The 13634-nt window shown below is 62.1% G+C and carries 14 protein-coding genes; 9 read left to right on the forward strand and 5 right to left on the reverse strand.

All coding sequences use genetic code 11. The annotated features are described in order from the left end of the window. Positions 1 to 248 precede the first annotated feature (248 nt). The 4 genes from AB7M32_RS25825 (at position 249) to AB7M32_RS25840 (ending at position 5105) form a co-directional block, all read left to right on the forward strand. Positions 249 to 2999, forward strand: coding sequence for a response regulator (locus tag AB7M32_RS25825; RefSeq protein WP_192261235.1), 2751 nt, complete (start codon positions 249 to 251; stop codon positions 2997 to 2999). 80 nt (positions 3000 to 3079) lie between these two features. Continuing rightward, entirely contained in the window at positions 3080 to 4069 is a 990-nt protein-coding gene (locus tag AB7M32_RS25830) for a 2-hydroxyacid dehydrogenase (RefSeq protein ID WP_454251796.1), read from the forward strand. 197 nt (positions 4070 to 4266) lie between these two features. Then, positions 4267 to 4701: a hypothetical protein gene (locus AB7M32_RS25835; protein WP_092169984.1), complete on the forward strand. Its 435-nt coding sequence runs from the start codon at positions 4267 to 4269 to the stop codon at positions 4699 to 4701. After that, positions 4701 to 5105: an META domain-containing protein gene (locus tag AB7M32_RS25840; protein WP_060741057.1), complete on the forward strand. Its 405-nt coding sequence runs from the start codon at positions 4701 to 4703 to the stop codon at positions 5103 to 5105. The genes AB7M32_RS25835 and AB7M32_RS25840 overlap by 1 nt, the downstream gene beginning before the upstream one ends. A gap of 190 nt (positions 5106 to 5295) precedes the next feature. Here the strand turns inward: AB7M32_RS25840 and AB7M32_RS25845 are convergent, their stop codons facing one another. After that, positions 5296 to 5763, reverse strand: a complete 468-nt coding sequence (locus AB7M32_RS25845) for a TlpA disulfide reductase family protein (protein ID WP_060741056.1) — start codon at positions 5761 to 5763, stop codon at positions 5296 to 5298. Between the two features lie 114 nt (positions 5764 to 5877). Here AB7M32_RS25845 and arsC point away from each other — a divergent pair, with 114 nt between their 5' ends. The 3 genes from arsC to AB7M32_RS25860 are packed head-to-tail and all read left to right on the forward strand — an operon-like array spanning position 5878 to position 7251. Beyond that, positions 5878 to 6231, forward strand: coding sequence for an arsenate reductase (glutaredoxin) (arsC, locus tag AB7M32_RS25850; RefSeq protein ID WP_072411837.1), 354 nt, complete (start codon positions 5878 to 5880; stop codon positions 6229 to 6231). Next, positions 6228 to 6833: an NAD(P)H:quinone oxidoreductase gene (wrbA, locus tag AB7M32_RS25855; RefSeq protein ID WP_003204695.1), complete on the forward strand. Its 606-nt coding sequence runs from the start codon at positions 6228 to 6230 to the stop codon at positions 6831 to 6833. Before arsC ends, wrbA begins: the two co-directional genes overlap by 4 nt. Next, positions 6826 to 7251 carry a DUF2069 domain-containing protein gene (locus AB7M32_RS25860; RefSeq protein ID WP_454251797.1) on the forward strand — a complete coding sequence of 142 codons (426 nt, stop codon included), beginning with the start codon at positions 6826 to 6828 and terminating at the stop codon, positions 7249 to 7251. Before wrbA ends, AB7M32_RS25860 begins: the two co-directional genes overlap by 8 nt. 89 nt (positions 7252 to 7340) lie before the next feature. Here the strand turns inward: AB7M32_RS25860 and AB7M32_RS25865 are convergent, their stop codons facing one another. Both AB7M32_RS25865 and ttcA read right to left on the reverse strand, forming a co-directional pair. After that, complete coding sequence (locus AB7M32_RS25865; protein ID WP_454251798.1) at positions 7341 to 8015, reverse strand: DNA-3-methyladenine glycosylase I; 675 nt, start codon at positions 8013 to 8015, stop codon at positions 7341 to 7343. An 81-nt stretch (positions 8016 to 8096) separates the two neighbouring features. After that, positions 8097 to 8921: a tRNA 2-thiocytidine(32) synthetase TtcA gene (gene ttcA, locus AB7M32_RS25870; RefSeq protein WP_003204698.1), complete on the reverse strand. Its 825-nt coding sequence runs from the start codon at positions 8919 to 8921 to the stop codon at positions 8097 to 8099. Between the two features lie 428 nt (positions 8922 to 9349). Here ttcA and AB7M32_RS25875 point away from each other — a divergent pair, with 428 nt between their 5' ends. Both AB7M32_RS25875 and AB7M32_RS25880 read left to right on the forward strand, forming a co-directional pair. After that, positions 9350 to 9952, forward strand: a complete 603-nt coding sequence (locus AB7M32_RS25875; RefSeq protein ID WP_039591896.1) for a Yip1 family protein — start codon at positions 9350 to 9352, stop codon at positions 9950 to 9952. Positions 9953 to 10100: 148 nt separating this feature from the next. Continuing rightward, positions 10101 to 10595, forward strand: coding sequence for a SprT family zinc-dependent metalloprotease (locus AB7M32_RS25880; RefSeq protein WP_003204703.1), 495 nt, complete (start codon positions 10101 to 10103; stop codon positions 10593 to 10595). Between the two features lie 115 nt (positions 10596 to 10710). Here the strand turns inward: AB7M32_RS25880 and AB7M32_RS25885 are convergent, their stop codons facing one another. Both AB7M32_RS25885 and AB7M32_RS25890 read right to left on the reverse strand, forming a co-directional pair. Beyond that, the gene (locus AB7M32_RS25885) at positions 10711 to 11892 is read right to left on the reverse strand and encodes a CaiB/BaiF CoA transferase family protein (protein ID WP_454251799.1); all 1182 of its coding nucleotides are present in this window, start codon (positions 11890 to 11892) and stop codon (positions 10711 to 10713) included. A gap of 212 nt (positions 11893 to 12104) precedes the next feature. Next, positions 12105 to 13457, reverse strand: coding sequence for a dicarboxylate/amino acid:cation symporter (locus AB7M32_RS25890; protein WP_454251800.1), 1353 nt, complete (start codon positions 13455 to 13457; stop codon positions 12105 to 12107). Between the last annotated feature and the right edge of the window lie 177 nt (positions 13458 to 13634).

Genomic DNA, 13634 nt, shown 5'->3' on the forward strand with positions numbered 1-13634 from the left:
CGGCCATATCACGCAAAGTGTGGTGGTTATGGCTTATGGGAATAAGCCGAGCGCAATGCTACCGGTCATCGCAAAATTGACTCCAGACGCCACCACCGTTTATCGCCGTGGGCAATTGCCCAGCGCTACGAATGCACGGCAGACACGAATTTACGAAGATCGCCCGCCCGCAAATCGCTACACTGCGCAGGTGGTGCGTGCCGGATGCGCGCACAGCTCAATCAGACCGCTGGATGCAGGAGACAAGTGTGCTCAAGAAACTGGGAATCAAAGGCCGCGTGCTGTTGCTGACCCTGTTGCCGACCAGCCTGATGGCGCTGGTCCTGGGCGGTTATTTCACCTGGATGCAGCAATCGGACCTGCACGCCCAGTTGCTGCAACGTGGCGAGATGATCGCCGAGCAACTGGCCCCGTTGGTCGCCCCGGCCATGAGCCGCCAGGACACCGATCTGCTGGAGCGCATCGCCACCCAGTCCCTCGAGCAAGCGGACGTACGCGCCGTGACTTTCCTCGCCCCCGACCGCGCGCCGCTGGCCCACGCCGGCCCGACCATGCTCAACCGGGCACCGGAAGGCAACAGTGCACAGCTGCTGCAACGCACCGGCAACGACGCCACGCGCTACCTGCTGCCGGTATTCGGCAAACACCGCAACCTGGCGGGCGAACTGATTCCCGAAGAAGCCGACCGCCTGCTGGGCTGGGTCGAGCTGGAGCTGTCCCACAGCGGTATGTTGCTGCGCGGCTATCGCAGCCTGTTCGCCAGCCTGCTGCTGATCGCCGCCGGCCTGTGCCTGACAGCGCTGCTGGCCCTGCGCATGGGCCGCACGATCAACCGCCCGCTGAGCCAGATCAAGCAAGCCGTGGCGCAACTCAAGGACGGTCATCTGGAAACCCGCCTGCCACCGTTGGGCAGCCAGGAGCTGGATGAACTGGCCTCGGGCATCAATCGCATGGCCAGTACCTTGCAGAACGCCCAGGAAGAATTGCAGCACAGCATCGACCAGGCCACCGAAGACGTGCGCCAGAACCTGGAAACCATCGAGATCCAGAACATCGAGTTGGACCTGGCCCGCAAGGAAGCCCTGGAAGCGAGCCGGATCAAGTCCGAGTTCCTGGCGAACATGAGCCATGAAATCCGCACACCGCTCAACGGCATTCTCGGCTTTACCCACCTGTTGCAAAAAAGCGAGCTGACCCCGCGCCAGCTCGATTACCTGGGCACCATCGAGAAATCCGCCGACAGCCTGCTGGGGATCATCAACGAGATCCTCGACTTTTCGAAGATCGAGGCCGGCAAACTGGTGCTCGACAGCATTCCGTTCAACCTGCGGGACCTGCTGCAAGACACCCTGACCATCCTCGCCCCGGCCGCCCACGCCAAGCAGCTGGAACTGGTGAGTCTGGTCTACCGGGACACGCCGCTGTCGCTGGTGGGCGATCCGCTGCGCCTCAAGCAGATCCTCACCAACCTGGTGAGCAACGCCATCAAGTTCACCCGCGAGGGCACCATCGTCGCCCGGGCCATGCTCGAAGACGAGCACGAAGACAGCGTGCAGTTGCGCATCAGCATCCAGGACACCGGTATCGGCCTGTCCAACCAGGACGTGCGGGCGCTGTTCCAGGCATTCAGCCAGGCCGACAACTCGCTGTCCCGACAACCGGGTGGCACCGGCTTGGGCCTGGTGATCTCCAAGCGCCTGGTGGAACAGATGGGCGGCGAGATCGGCGTCGACAGCACACCGGGCGAAGGCTCCGAGTTCTGGATCAGCCTGCGCTTGCCCAAGACCCGCGACGATGCCGAAGACCTGCCGGGCCCGCCGTTGCTGGGCCGGCGCGTAGCGGTGCTGGAGAACCATGAACTGGCCCGCCAGGCCTTGCAGCACCAGCTCGAAGACTGCGGCCTGCAAGTGACGCCGTTCAACACCCTGGAGAGCCTGACCAACGGCATCACCGTCGCCCACCAGACCGACCAGGCGATCGATCTGGCCGTGCTGGGCATCACCAGCAACGACATGCCGCCGGAGCGCCTCAACCAGCACATCTGGGACCTTGAGCACTTGGGCTGCAAAGTGCTCGTGCTGTGCCCCACCACGGAACAGACTCTGTACCACCTCTCGGTGCCCAACCCCCACAGTCAGTTGCAGGCCAAGCCGGCCTGCACCCGCAAGTTGCGCCGCGCGCTGTCCGACCTGGTCAACCCGCGCCCGCCCCGCAGCGAACCCAGTGAGCCGGTTTCCAGCCGTGCCCCGAAAGTGCTGTGCGTGGACGACAACCCGGCCAACCTGCTGCTGGTGCAAACCCTGCTCGAAGACATGGGCGCCAAGGTACTGGCGGTGGAAAGCGGTTACGCGGCGGTCAAGGCCGTGCAGAAGGAAACCTTCGACCTGGTGTTGATGGACGTGCAGATGCCCGGCATGGACGGTCGCCAGAGCACCGAGGCGATCCGCCAGTGGGAAAGCGAGCGGCACTGCACGCCGCTGCCCATCGTCGCCCTCACCGCCCACGCCATGGCCAACGAAAAACGCGCCCTGCTGCAAAGCGGCATGGACGACTACCTGACCAAGCCCATCAGCGAACGGCAACTGGCCCAGGTGGTGCTCAAATGGACCGGCCTGGCCCTGCGAAACCAGTCGCCGGAGCGCAACAGCGATGCCCAGGGTGGCAGCGAACTGCTGGTGCTCGATCATGAAGAAGGCTTGCGCCTGGCCGCTGGCAAGGCCGATCTGGCAGCGGATATGCTGGCGATGCTGCTCGCATCCCTGGAAGCCGACCGCGAAGCGATCCGCCAGGCCAGCGAGGCCAACGATCACAACGCCCTGATCGAACGGGTCCACCGCCTGCACGGCGCCACCCGCTACTGCGGCGTACCGCAATTGCGGGCGGCCTGCCAGCGCAGCGAAACCCTGCTCAAGCAACAGGACCCCAAGGCTGCCGTCGCCCTGGAAGAACTGGAGCGCGCTATCAACCGCCTGGCCAGCGAGGCGCGTATCAGCGCCTGATCCAGGGCAATACCCTGGAAATCGGAATCGCTGAAAATCCATGCTCCGACCCCGACTGTATTTTTTTGCCAGGAGGCCCCATGCGCGCGATTCTTTTCAGCAGCCAGACCTACGACCGTGACAGTTTCATCAAAGCCCCGGCGCCCGCCGGCCTCGAGTTGCAGTTCCAGCCCGCCCGCCTGAACCTGGACACCGTGGCCCTGGCCGAACGGCATGAAGTGGTCTGTGCCTTCATCAACGATGACCTGAGCGCCCCGGTGCTGGAACGGCTGGCCGCGGGCGGCACGCGGCTGATCGCCCTGCGCTCGGCCGGCTACAACCACGTCGACCTGCCCGCCGCCAAGCGTCTGGGCTTGAGCATCGTCCGCGTACCGGCCTACTCACCCCATGCCGTGGCCGAACATGCCGTGGCGCTGATCATGGCCCTCAATCGCTGCCTACACCGCGCCTACAACCGCACCCGGGATGGCAATTTCAGCCTCCATGGGTTGACGGGGTTCGACCTGGTGGGCAAGACCGTCGGCGTGATCGGTACCGGGCAGATCGGCGCGACGTTCGCGCGGATCATGGCCGGTTTCGGCTGTCAGCTACTGGCTTACGACCCGTACCCCAATCCTCAGGTGCAAGCCTTGGGTGCGCGCTATCTGGCTCTGGATGAACTGCTGGCGCAGGCGCAGATCATCAGCCTGCACTGCCCGCTGAACGAACAGAGCCGCCACCTGATCAACGCCCGCTCCCTGGCGTCGATGCAACGCGGCGCCATGTTGATCAACACCGGACGCGGCGGCCTGGTGGATACACCGGCCCTGATCGAGGCGCTGAAGAGCGGCCAATTGGGCTATTTGGGGTTGGATGTCTATGAAGAAGAGGCCGAACTGTTCTTCAAGGACCGCTCCGACCAGCCCTTGCAAGACGATGTGCTGGCACGCCTGCTGACCTTCCCCAACGTGGTGATCACCGCCCACCAGGCCTTCCTCACCCATGAAGCCCTGGCGGCGATTGCCATGACCACCCTGGACAACATCGCGGCCTGGGCGGCCGGCACGCCGCAGAACCTGGTTGACCACTAAACCTGAACCAACATTCCCCCTTGTAGGAGCGAGCCTGCTCGCGATAGCGGTCTGTCAGTCGACATCCAGGCTGACTGATCCGTCGCCATCGCGAGCAAGCTCGCTCCCACAGGAGGTGGAGTTTCGTCGGCAAGATTCGTGGTTGACCATCCCAAGCCATGCCCCGTGCTAGCATGTCGCGCCTATTTGGAGGACCCATGGCCGAACACGATTTTCGCTACACCCTGATGAACCCGCAGCACACCCTGACCGAAGTCCGCGCCCTGGCGCCGGGCCGCTACCAGGTCACTGGCAATGGCGGTTCGATCCAGGCCAACGATGTACTGCTCGTCACGCTCAAGGGCAGCAAGGATTTGTCCATGCGTCTGACGGTGGACACCGTGCGACACCTGCTCAAACCCATGGGCCAATGGACGGCCATGACCACCGGCCCGGTGTTCGGCGAACTGGCGATCCATACCTGGCAGGTCAACTGCGACGCTTGCGCCAAGGCACTGAGCTTCGAGTTCGCCGTCGATGCCAAACTCGGCGTCAAGGCCGAGAAACCGGCCGCCAGCGCACGGATCGCCGAACTGGGCTGGACCACCGTGGGTGAAAAACACCTGTGCCCGACATGCCAGGAAGCCGCCTGATGAAACGTTTGGCCCTGTCCGCGTCGATCGGCATGAGCCTGATGGGGTGTGCCGCGGAACCTGTGCAGTTGCAACACAACCGCAGCTATATCCTGGAATGGATCGGCGAGCGGCCATTGATGGACTACAGCCACCTGACCATCACCCTTGGGGATGACGGCCGGGCCTACGGCAACGGCGGCTGCAACCACTGGTTCGCGCCCTACACCCTGGAAGGCCATCGCTTGAGCTTCGGCAAGATCGGCAGCACCCGCAAGCTCTGCGCCCCGGCGCTGATGGAACAGGAGACACGCTTCTTGCAGGCCTTGGAGAAGGTCGAACGCTGGGACATCTCGCCCATCGAGCAGATGCGCTTCTGGCCGGCCCAGGGCAAGCCGCTGCGGTGGTGGCTGGAAGAGGGCTGAGGCCTCCGGGGAAAGATCCTGAATCCGGCATGGATCCCCTGTGGCGAGGGGATTTATCCCCGCTGGGCTGCGAAGCGGCCCCAGATCTATTTGCCGCTACAGTTTGTCAGACGGGACGCAGGGGGCTGCTGCGCAGCCCAACGGGGATAAATCCCCTCGCCACAAGGGATCCCACCTGTCAAAACAGGGATTATTTGAACGCCTGCAACGCCTCAAGCTTGGCCATTACCCCCGCCGCCGTCTGCTCCCCCAGCAACTGTTCGCGCACCTTGCCCCGGTTATCGATGATGTAAGTCACCGGCAAGCCTTCACTGCGAGGCAGGTCGAAGATCTCGGCCGGATCCCGGGCCAGCACCGTGAAGCGAATCCCCATCTTGTCGCTGGCACTCTTGAGTTCTTCGCCCTGCACCTGGTCGAAATTGACCCCGAATACACCGACGTTGCGCCCCTTGAGCTGTTCGGCCAAGGCATTGAATTCCGGGATTTCGGTGCGGCACGGCGCACACCATTCCGCCCAGTAGTTGAGCACCAGCCATTGTTTGTCCAGCCGCTGCGAGTCGATGGCCTGGCCGTTCTGGTCCACTCCGTAGTCGTTTCCGCAACCAGCAAGCAACAGGATGCCCATGAATGTCAGTGCCGCCATCAATCGCCTTGTCATGTACCAATCCTTGTCTGAATGTGAACGCTGCTGCGACCCGTCGCCTCTCTAAGGTGCTAGGGACTTCGCGGCACAGTAGAATAGCCGCCACCTTACGCAAGATGCGACCCGCTCATGACCGATCTGACTCTTTATCACAACCCGCGCTGCTCGAAATCCCGCGGTGCGCTGGAACTGTTGGAGGCCCGCGGCCTGACGCCCACCGTGGTCCGCTACCTGGAAACCCCGCTCGACGCCGCGCAACTGGAACGCCTGCTGGGCAAGCTCGGCATCACCGCCCGGCAATTGCTGCGCACCGGCGAGGATGAATACAAAGACCTGAACCTGGCCGACGAAAGCCTGAGCCAGGCCCAGTTGATCGCGGCCATCGCCGCCCACCCGAAACTCATGGAACGGCCGATTCTGGAAGCCGGTGAAAAGGCCGTGATCGGCCGGCCGCCGGAGAAGATTCTGGAGATCCTGCCGTGACCACGCCGTACATCCTGGTGCTGTATTACAGCCGCAGCGGCTCCACCAACGAAATGGCCCGGCAGATCGCCCGTGGTGTCGAACAGGCCGGGCTGGAAGCCAGGCTGCGTACGGTACCGGCGATTTCCGCCGAGTGCGAAGCGGTTTCCCCGGACATCCCTGAGCAAGGCCCGCTCTACGCCAGCCTCGATGACCTGAAAAACTGCGCCGGCCTGGCCTTGGGCAGCCCGACGCGGTTCGGCAACATGGCTGCGCCGCTCAAGTACTTTCTCGACGGCACCAGCAACCTGTGGCTGACCGGCGCACTGGTAGGCAAACCGGCCGGGGTGTTCACCTCCACCGCGAGCCTGCACGGCGGCCAGGAAACCACCCTGCTGTCGATGATGCTGCCGCTGTTGCACCACGGCATGCTGATCACCGGCCTGCCCTACAGCGAATCGGCCCTGATCGACACCCAGGGCGGCGGCACGCCCTACGGTCCGAGCCATCATGCCGGGGCCGACGGTAAAAGTGGCTTGAACGAACATGAAGTCGCCCTGTGCCGCGCCTTGGGTTTGCGCCTGGCGAAAACCGCCCTGCTGCTGGAGAACGGCCGTGGCTAAGAAGCCGAAGATCCTGCCTTCCGCCCAATGGCTCGAACCGCGCGTACGCCTGGCCCGCGTCCTCAGCCTGCTGTGCTTTTTCGGCCTGGTGGGGTTGCTCAGCGCCTACTACCTGCTGATCGCCGACCTGCACGGCGCGCGGCCCTGGGTGATTCTGCTGATCGAACTGGTGCCGCTGTTGATACTCGCGCCCGGCATGCTCAGCGGCAGCGCCCGTGGACACTCATGGATGTGCTTCGTGGTGAACCTGTACTTCATCAAAGGCGCACTGGCGGCCTATGACCCGAACCGTCAGCTGTTCGGCGTGCTGGAAATGGCGGCGAGCGTGGCGGTGTTCTGCTCGGCCCTGCTGTATGTGCGCTGGCGGTTCCAGTTGAACCGGCGGTTGGCGGGGGAAGGCGAGATTTCCGTCGCCTGATATACCGCTATCGCGAGCAAGCTCGCTCCCACAGTGGCTCGATGGCACCCTGTGGGAGCGGGCTTGCTCGCGATGGCCGCAACGCGGTCTCAATGATTCACGGTGTACGCCAGCATCATCGATATCTGGCTCATGGGCCTTCCTCCGCTCTCTTCATGCCACTGGTTGAAGGCACTCTGCACCGTCGCCAGGTCCCGCTGGCTGGTGGGGACTTTGTCGATGATGTCCTGGGCATTGAGGGCAGCCACCACGTCATAACTGGGCACGAAGGTGTCCTTGCCCATCATCCGCAAGAAGCGCGGCGCCGACAGGCCGCCCAGTTGATGGCCGTGCTTTTTCAGGTAGGTCCACAGGCCAACGATGTCGGTCACCGGCCAGTCGGCCACCAGTGCGCCAAAGCTGCCCTTTTCATGGGCCACGTCCAATATCAGTTGCGCGTTGCGCGGCACGCTCTTGAGCTTGCCCAGGTGGCGGATGATCCGCGCGTCCTGCATCAACCGCTCCAGGTGCTCGGCGCTCATCAGTACGACTTTCTCCGGATCGAACTTGAAGAACACCTCTTCGAACGCCGGCCACTTGGCGTCCACCAGGCTGTGCTTGAGCCCGGCGCGGAACACTCGCAGCGCCATGGTCGAAAGGTAGCGGTCGTCGCCGATCTTGCGCAGTTGCGCCGGGGTCTTGGGAACCGGCAGGTGGGCTTCCAGTTCAGCCGCCGAACCGAAGCGGTTCAGACAATACTCGTGCAGCCACTTGTAATCGCGCATGCCCTCTCCTGGGGTCGGAAATGAAAACGGCGCCAGTGGCCCTTATAGCCACTGGCGCCGTGAATAGAGCGGTTGGCGCCGTCAGAGGTTCACCACGTTGACGAACCGCGGCGTGGCGTTTTCGTCGATGCGCAGGTTGGTGAAGTCGAACAGGTTGCGGTCCGCCAGTTGCGACGGAATGACGTTCTGCAAACCACGGAAAATGCTCTCGGTACGGCCCGGGGTCTTGCGTTCCCACTCCTGGAGCATCTCCTTGACCACCTGGCGTTGCAGGTTTTCCTGGGAGCCGCACAGGTTGCAGGGGATGATCGGGAACTGTTTGAAATCCGAATAGGCCTGGATGTCTTTCTCGCTGCAATAGGCCAGCGGGCGGATCACCACGTTGCGCCCGTCATCGGCCCGCAGCTTGGGCGGCATGGCCTTGAGCGAACCGTTGTAGAACATGTTCAGGAAGAAGGTCTCGACGATGTCGTCGCGATGGTGACCCAGGGCCATCTTGGTCGCACCGATCTCGTCGGCAAAGGTGTAGAGCGTTCCGCGCCGCAGGCGCGAGCATAGCGAACAGGTGGTCTTGCCTTCGGGAATCAGTTCCTTGACCACCGAATAGGTGTCTTTTTCGACGATGTGATATTCCACGCCCAGCGACTCGAGATAGGCCGGCAGCACATGCTCGGGGAACCCGGGCTGCTTCTGGTCCATGTTCACCGCGACGATGTCGAACTTGATCGGCGCAACCTTCTGCAAATGCATCAGCACATCGAGCAAGGTATAGCTGTCCTTGCCGCCGGACAGGCAGACCATGACCTTGTCGCCGTCCTCGATCATGTTGAAATCGGCGACCGCCTCACCGGCCTGGCGGCGCAGGCGCTTTTGCAGTTTGTTCTGGTTGACCGTAAGAGTGCCCATGACGCGAAATCCGTGAGGTGTGACGAAAGGCCGGCATTTTACGCAAAAAATCCATTTTCGGCGAAGGCTCATGACGGGCTCTATTGTGGCGAGGGGATTTATCCCCGTTGGGCTGCGCAGCAGCCCCCTCATTAACGACTGAGTTACTGGGGAGCCAATGGATTGGGGGCGCTTCGCACCCCAGCGGGGATAAATCCCCTCGCCACAGCCGAATTTTTCCAGCCGGAGCGGTGCACAGACTCATCGGCGATTAACGCTCCTTTCTACAGCGCGATTTGCTCTAAGCCTCCCATCCCCCTCGGAGTAACTCCTTTCTATACTGCGACATAAGGTCGCACACATATTTCAGACCTTTACTTACTTGGCCACCTTGGCCCGTGTAGGCGCTCCGTTGGGGGGCGATGGCAATAACAAAGGAGTGACTGACTATGATCCATCATGTCGTGGGGCTCTTTACCCACCCTGATCAAGAATGGAAAGAAATCCGTGGCGATCAGGAGGAAAGCATCAGCCACATGTACCTCACCCACACGCTGATCCTGGCGGCCATTCCCGCGGTTTCGGCGTTCATCGGCACCACGCAGGTGGGATGGGTCATCGGCAATCGTCCACCGGTCATGCTCACGCAGGAAAGCGCGCTGTGGATGACCATCATGTCGTACCTGGCCATGTTGGGCGGTGTGGCGGTAATGGGTGCCTTCATCCACTGGATGGCCCGCACCTACGATGCCAATCCGAGCCTGGCCCGTTGCGTCGCGTTCGCCACCTACACCGCGACACCTCTGTTCATCGGCGGCCTGGCGGCGCTCTACCCGCACATGTGGCTGGGGATGATCGTCGGCACGGCGGCAATCTGCTACACCGTCTATCTGTTGTATGTAGGCCTGCCAACGTTCATGAACATTCCCCAGGACGAAGGTTTTCTGTTTTCCAGTTCGGTGCTCGCGGTCGGCCTGGTGGTGCTGGTGGCCATCATGGCGTTCACTGTGATCGTCTGGGGGCTGGGCGTCGGCCCGGTCTATACCAATTGAAGTAATGCCCTCCAATAAAAAAGCAGGATCTGCCAACACAGGCCGCCGCAAGGCGGCCTTCCTGTGTTTGAAACGACCACTGGGCGCCTGGGCGATTCGCAACGGTCGACGCTTGCGGCATACTCGGGCTTCTGGAGACCCGTAAAGCATGCTCGAGCAACTCAATACCCGCGTCGAAGAGTGTTACCAACAAGCCGAATCCTTTTTCAAACGTCCTTTCAAACGCCCGGTGGTCAGCTTCAAATTGCGTGGCCAGAAGGCCGGTGTCGCGCACCTGCATGAAAACCTGCTGCGCTTCAACCCACAGTTGTACCGGGAAAACGCCGAAGACTTCCTCAAGCAGACCGTCGCCCACGAAGTCGCGCACCTGATCGCCCACCAACTGTTTGGCGAACGCATCCAGCCCCATGGCGAAGAATGGCAACTGATCATGCGCGGCGTGTACGAACTGCCACCCAACCGTTGCCACACCTACGAAATCAAACGCCGCAGTGTGACCCGCTACATCTATAAGTGCCCTTGCGATGGCAGCGACTTCCCGTTCTCGGCCCAGCGCCACAGCCTGGTACGCCAGGGCCGGCGGTATTTGTGCCGTAGCTGTCGCAATACCTTGGTGTTCAGCGGGGAAACGCGGGTGGAGTGATGCTCTTGTAGTGGCTGGGCTGGCCTCATCGCGAGCAAGCTCGCTCCCACAGGATCCATGAACGCCAGAGATTCAGTGTGGGAGCGAGCTTGCTCGCGATGGCAGCCTTGCGGCCCTATAAGACCACCCCGCTCCTGCGCAATTCGGCAATCCGCTGCGCACTGAACCCCAACGCCTCCAACACCTGATCCGTATGCGCCCCCAGGCCCACGCCAATATGGCGAGGTTCGGGCAGCCCCTCTGAAAACCGCAACGGACAGGCCATCTGCGCCTGGCTCGAACCATCCCCTCGGGGCACCTGCTTCACCAGCTCCCGAGCCTGTAACTGCGGATGCCGGACAGCTTCCTCCAGGCTCAGCACTGGCTCGACGCAGGCATCGATCCCGGCAAACAGTTGGCAAAGCTCGGCAAAATCATGCTTTTCGAACTCGGTTTGCAGCGCCTGCTTCAGGGCGTGTTGCTGTTCAGGCTTGGGCGACAGCCCCTGGGCCGCCAGTTCCGGGCGCCCCAAAGCCTCGCACAGCGCCTGCATGAAGGCCGGTTCCAGGCTGCCTACCGACATCCAGCGACCATCGCGGGTACGGTAATAGTCGTAGAAGCTGCCGCCGTTGAGCATCTGGTTCTCCCAACCCGGCTCCACACCGCAGGCCAGGTAACCGGCACCGGCCATGGCGTTGAGGCTGAACACGCAGTCGGTCATACTCACGTCCAGGTGCTGGCCCTGACCGGTCTGCTGACGGGCGATGACCGCCGCCAACAGTCCGATCACCCCGTGCAATGAACCACCGGCGATATCCGCCGCTTGAATGCCCAGCGGCAACGGCCCGCTGTCGGCACGGCCGGTGTGGCTGGCCAGCCCCGCCAGGGCCAGGTAATTGATGTCGTGGCCGGCGCGATCCTTATATGGGCCGGTCTGACCGTAGCCGGTGATCGACACGTAGATCAGCCGCGGATTGATGGCTTTCAAGGCTTCGTATCCCAGGCCCAGCCGCTCCATCACGCCGGGGCGGAACTGTTCCAGCAGGATGTCGTAGCCCCCCAGCAACTGCGTGATCACCTCCAACGCTTCCGGCTGCTTGAGGTCCAGGGCCAGGCTGCGCTTGTTGCGGTTGAGGTAGGCGTGGCTGGCCGATACGCCCTGGTCATGGGGCGGCAGTACCCGCAGCAAGTCCTGACGGGTCGGCGACTCGATGCGCAACACCTCGGCCCCCATGTCTGCCAGCAACAGCGAGGCGAACGGGCCAGGCAACAGGGTCGAGAAATCCAGAACCTTGAGCGATGCCAGTGGGCCTTGCATGAGTGATCTCCGAAGTGGGGAATGGTTAGAGACTAGGCAGGGACTGGCGGTGGGGCAATTACCGCAGGTGCCAGTCTGGATGACCATTGCGCTCAGCGTGAGCGCTCTTATGGTGAGGGCGCTTGCACCCTCACCACAGAAGCCTCCTCGACTGAAGAGTTCTTCCAATAAAAAAACCCGCCGAAGCGGGTTTTTTCATTGCAGCCTGAAGATTACTTCACAGTGCCTGGAGCAGAGGTCTCAGCCGCTGCAATCTGCGCCGCCGCGATCTGCTCGTCATCTTCACGAACGTCGGAGATACCGCGACCACCGGAAGCCAGCTCGGTCTGCAGCTGGTCTTCGTCCAGCTCCTTGACCCACTTGGCAACCACGATGGTGGCAACGGCGTTGCCCACCAGGTTGGTCAGGGCGCGTGCTTCGGACATGAAGCGGTCGATACCCAGGATCAGCGCCAGGCCGGCCACCGGCAGGTGACCTACGGCCGACAGGGTGGCCGCCAGTACGATGAAGCCGCTACCGGTCACGCCAGCAGCACCTTTGGACGACAGCAACAGCACCAGCAGCAGGGTGATCTGGTGAGTCAGGTCCATCTGGGTGTCGGTGGCCTGGGCAATGAACACCGCCGCCATGGTCAGGTAGATCGAAGTACCGTCGAGGTTGAACGAGTAGCCAGTCGGGATCACCAGGCCTACGACAGATTTCTTGGCACCCAGGCGCTCCATCTTGATCAGCATGCGCGGCAGGGCCGATTCCGAGGAGGAAGTACCCAGCACGATCAGCAGTTCTTCACGGATGTAACGGATCAGCTTGATGACGCTGAAGCCGTGGGCGCGGCAGATGGCGCCCAGCACGACCAGCACGAACACCACGCAAGTGATGTAGAAGCAGATCATCAACTGGCCCAGTTGCACCAGCGAACCGACACCGTAGGCACCGATGGTGAAGGCCATGGCACCGAATGCACCCAGTGGAGCCAGCTTCATGATCATGTTGATGATGATGAACATCACGTGGGCGAAGCGATCGATGAAGTCCAGCACCGGCTTGCCGTAGGCACCCAGGCGATGCAGGGCGAAGCCGAAGAGCACCGAGAACATCAGCACTTGCAGGATGTCGCCGTTGGCGAACGCGCCGACGATGGTGTTCGGGATCACGTTGAGGATGAAGGCGACGATGCTCTGGTCTTTACTGGCCGAGATGAAACCGGCGATCTTGCTGGTGTCCAGGGTCGATACGTCAATGTGCATGCCGGCGCCCGGTTGCACGACGTTGACCACGACCAGACCGATCAGCAGGGCAATGGTGGAAACGATTTCGAAGTACAGCAGCGCGTAGCCGCCGGTCTTGCCCACCGATTTCATGTTCTGCATGCCGCCGATACCACTGACGACGGTACAGAAGATGATGGGGGCGATGACCATTTTGATCAGTTTGATGAACCCGTCGCCGAATGGCTTGAGGGCAACACCGGTCTGCGGGTAGAAGTGGCCGAGCAAAATGCCGATGGCAATGGCTACGATCACCTGGAAATACAGGGATTTGTACAGTGGCTGACGAGTCGTCATGGCAAACCTTCCTCAAGAGTCCCGTATGACGACTTCCACCTGTCGTCCACGGCACCTCAATTGCGAACCCTCCTGCACTGGAGGGATTTGTTTTTTTCGGCTGCACGGGGCAGACCTACCCAACGCATCGCAAAGCGCGTGCCATTTTTGCGAAATGCCCTACACCCGGTATAGCAG

The sequence above is a fragment of the Pseudomonas sp. R151218B TE3479 genome (assembly GCF_053629195.1).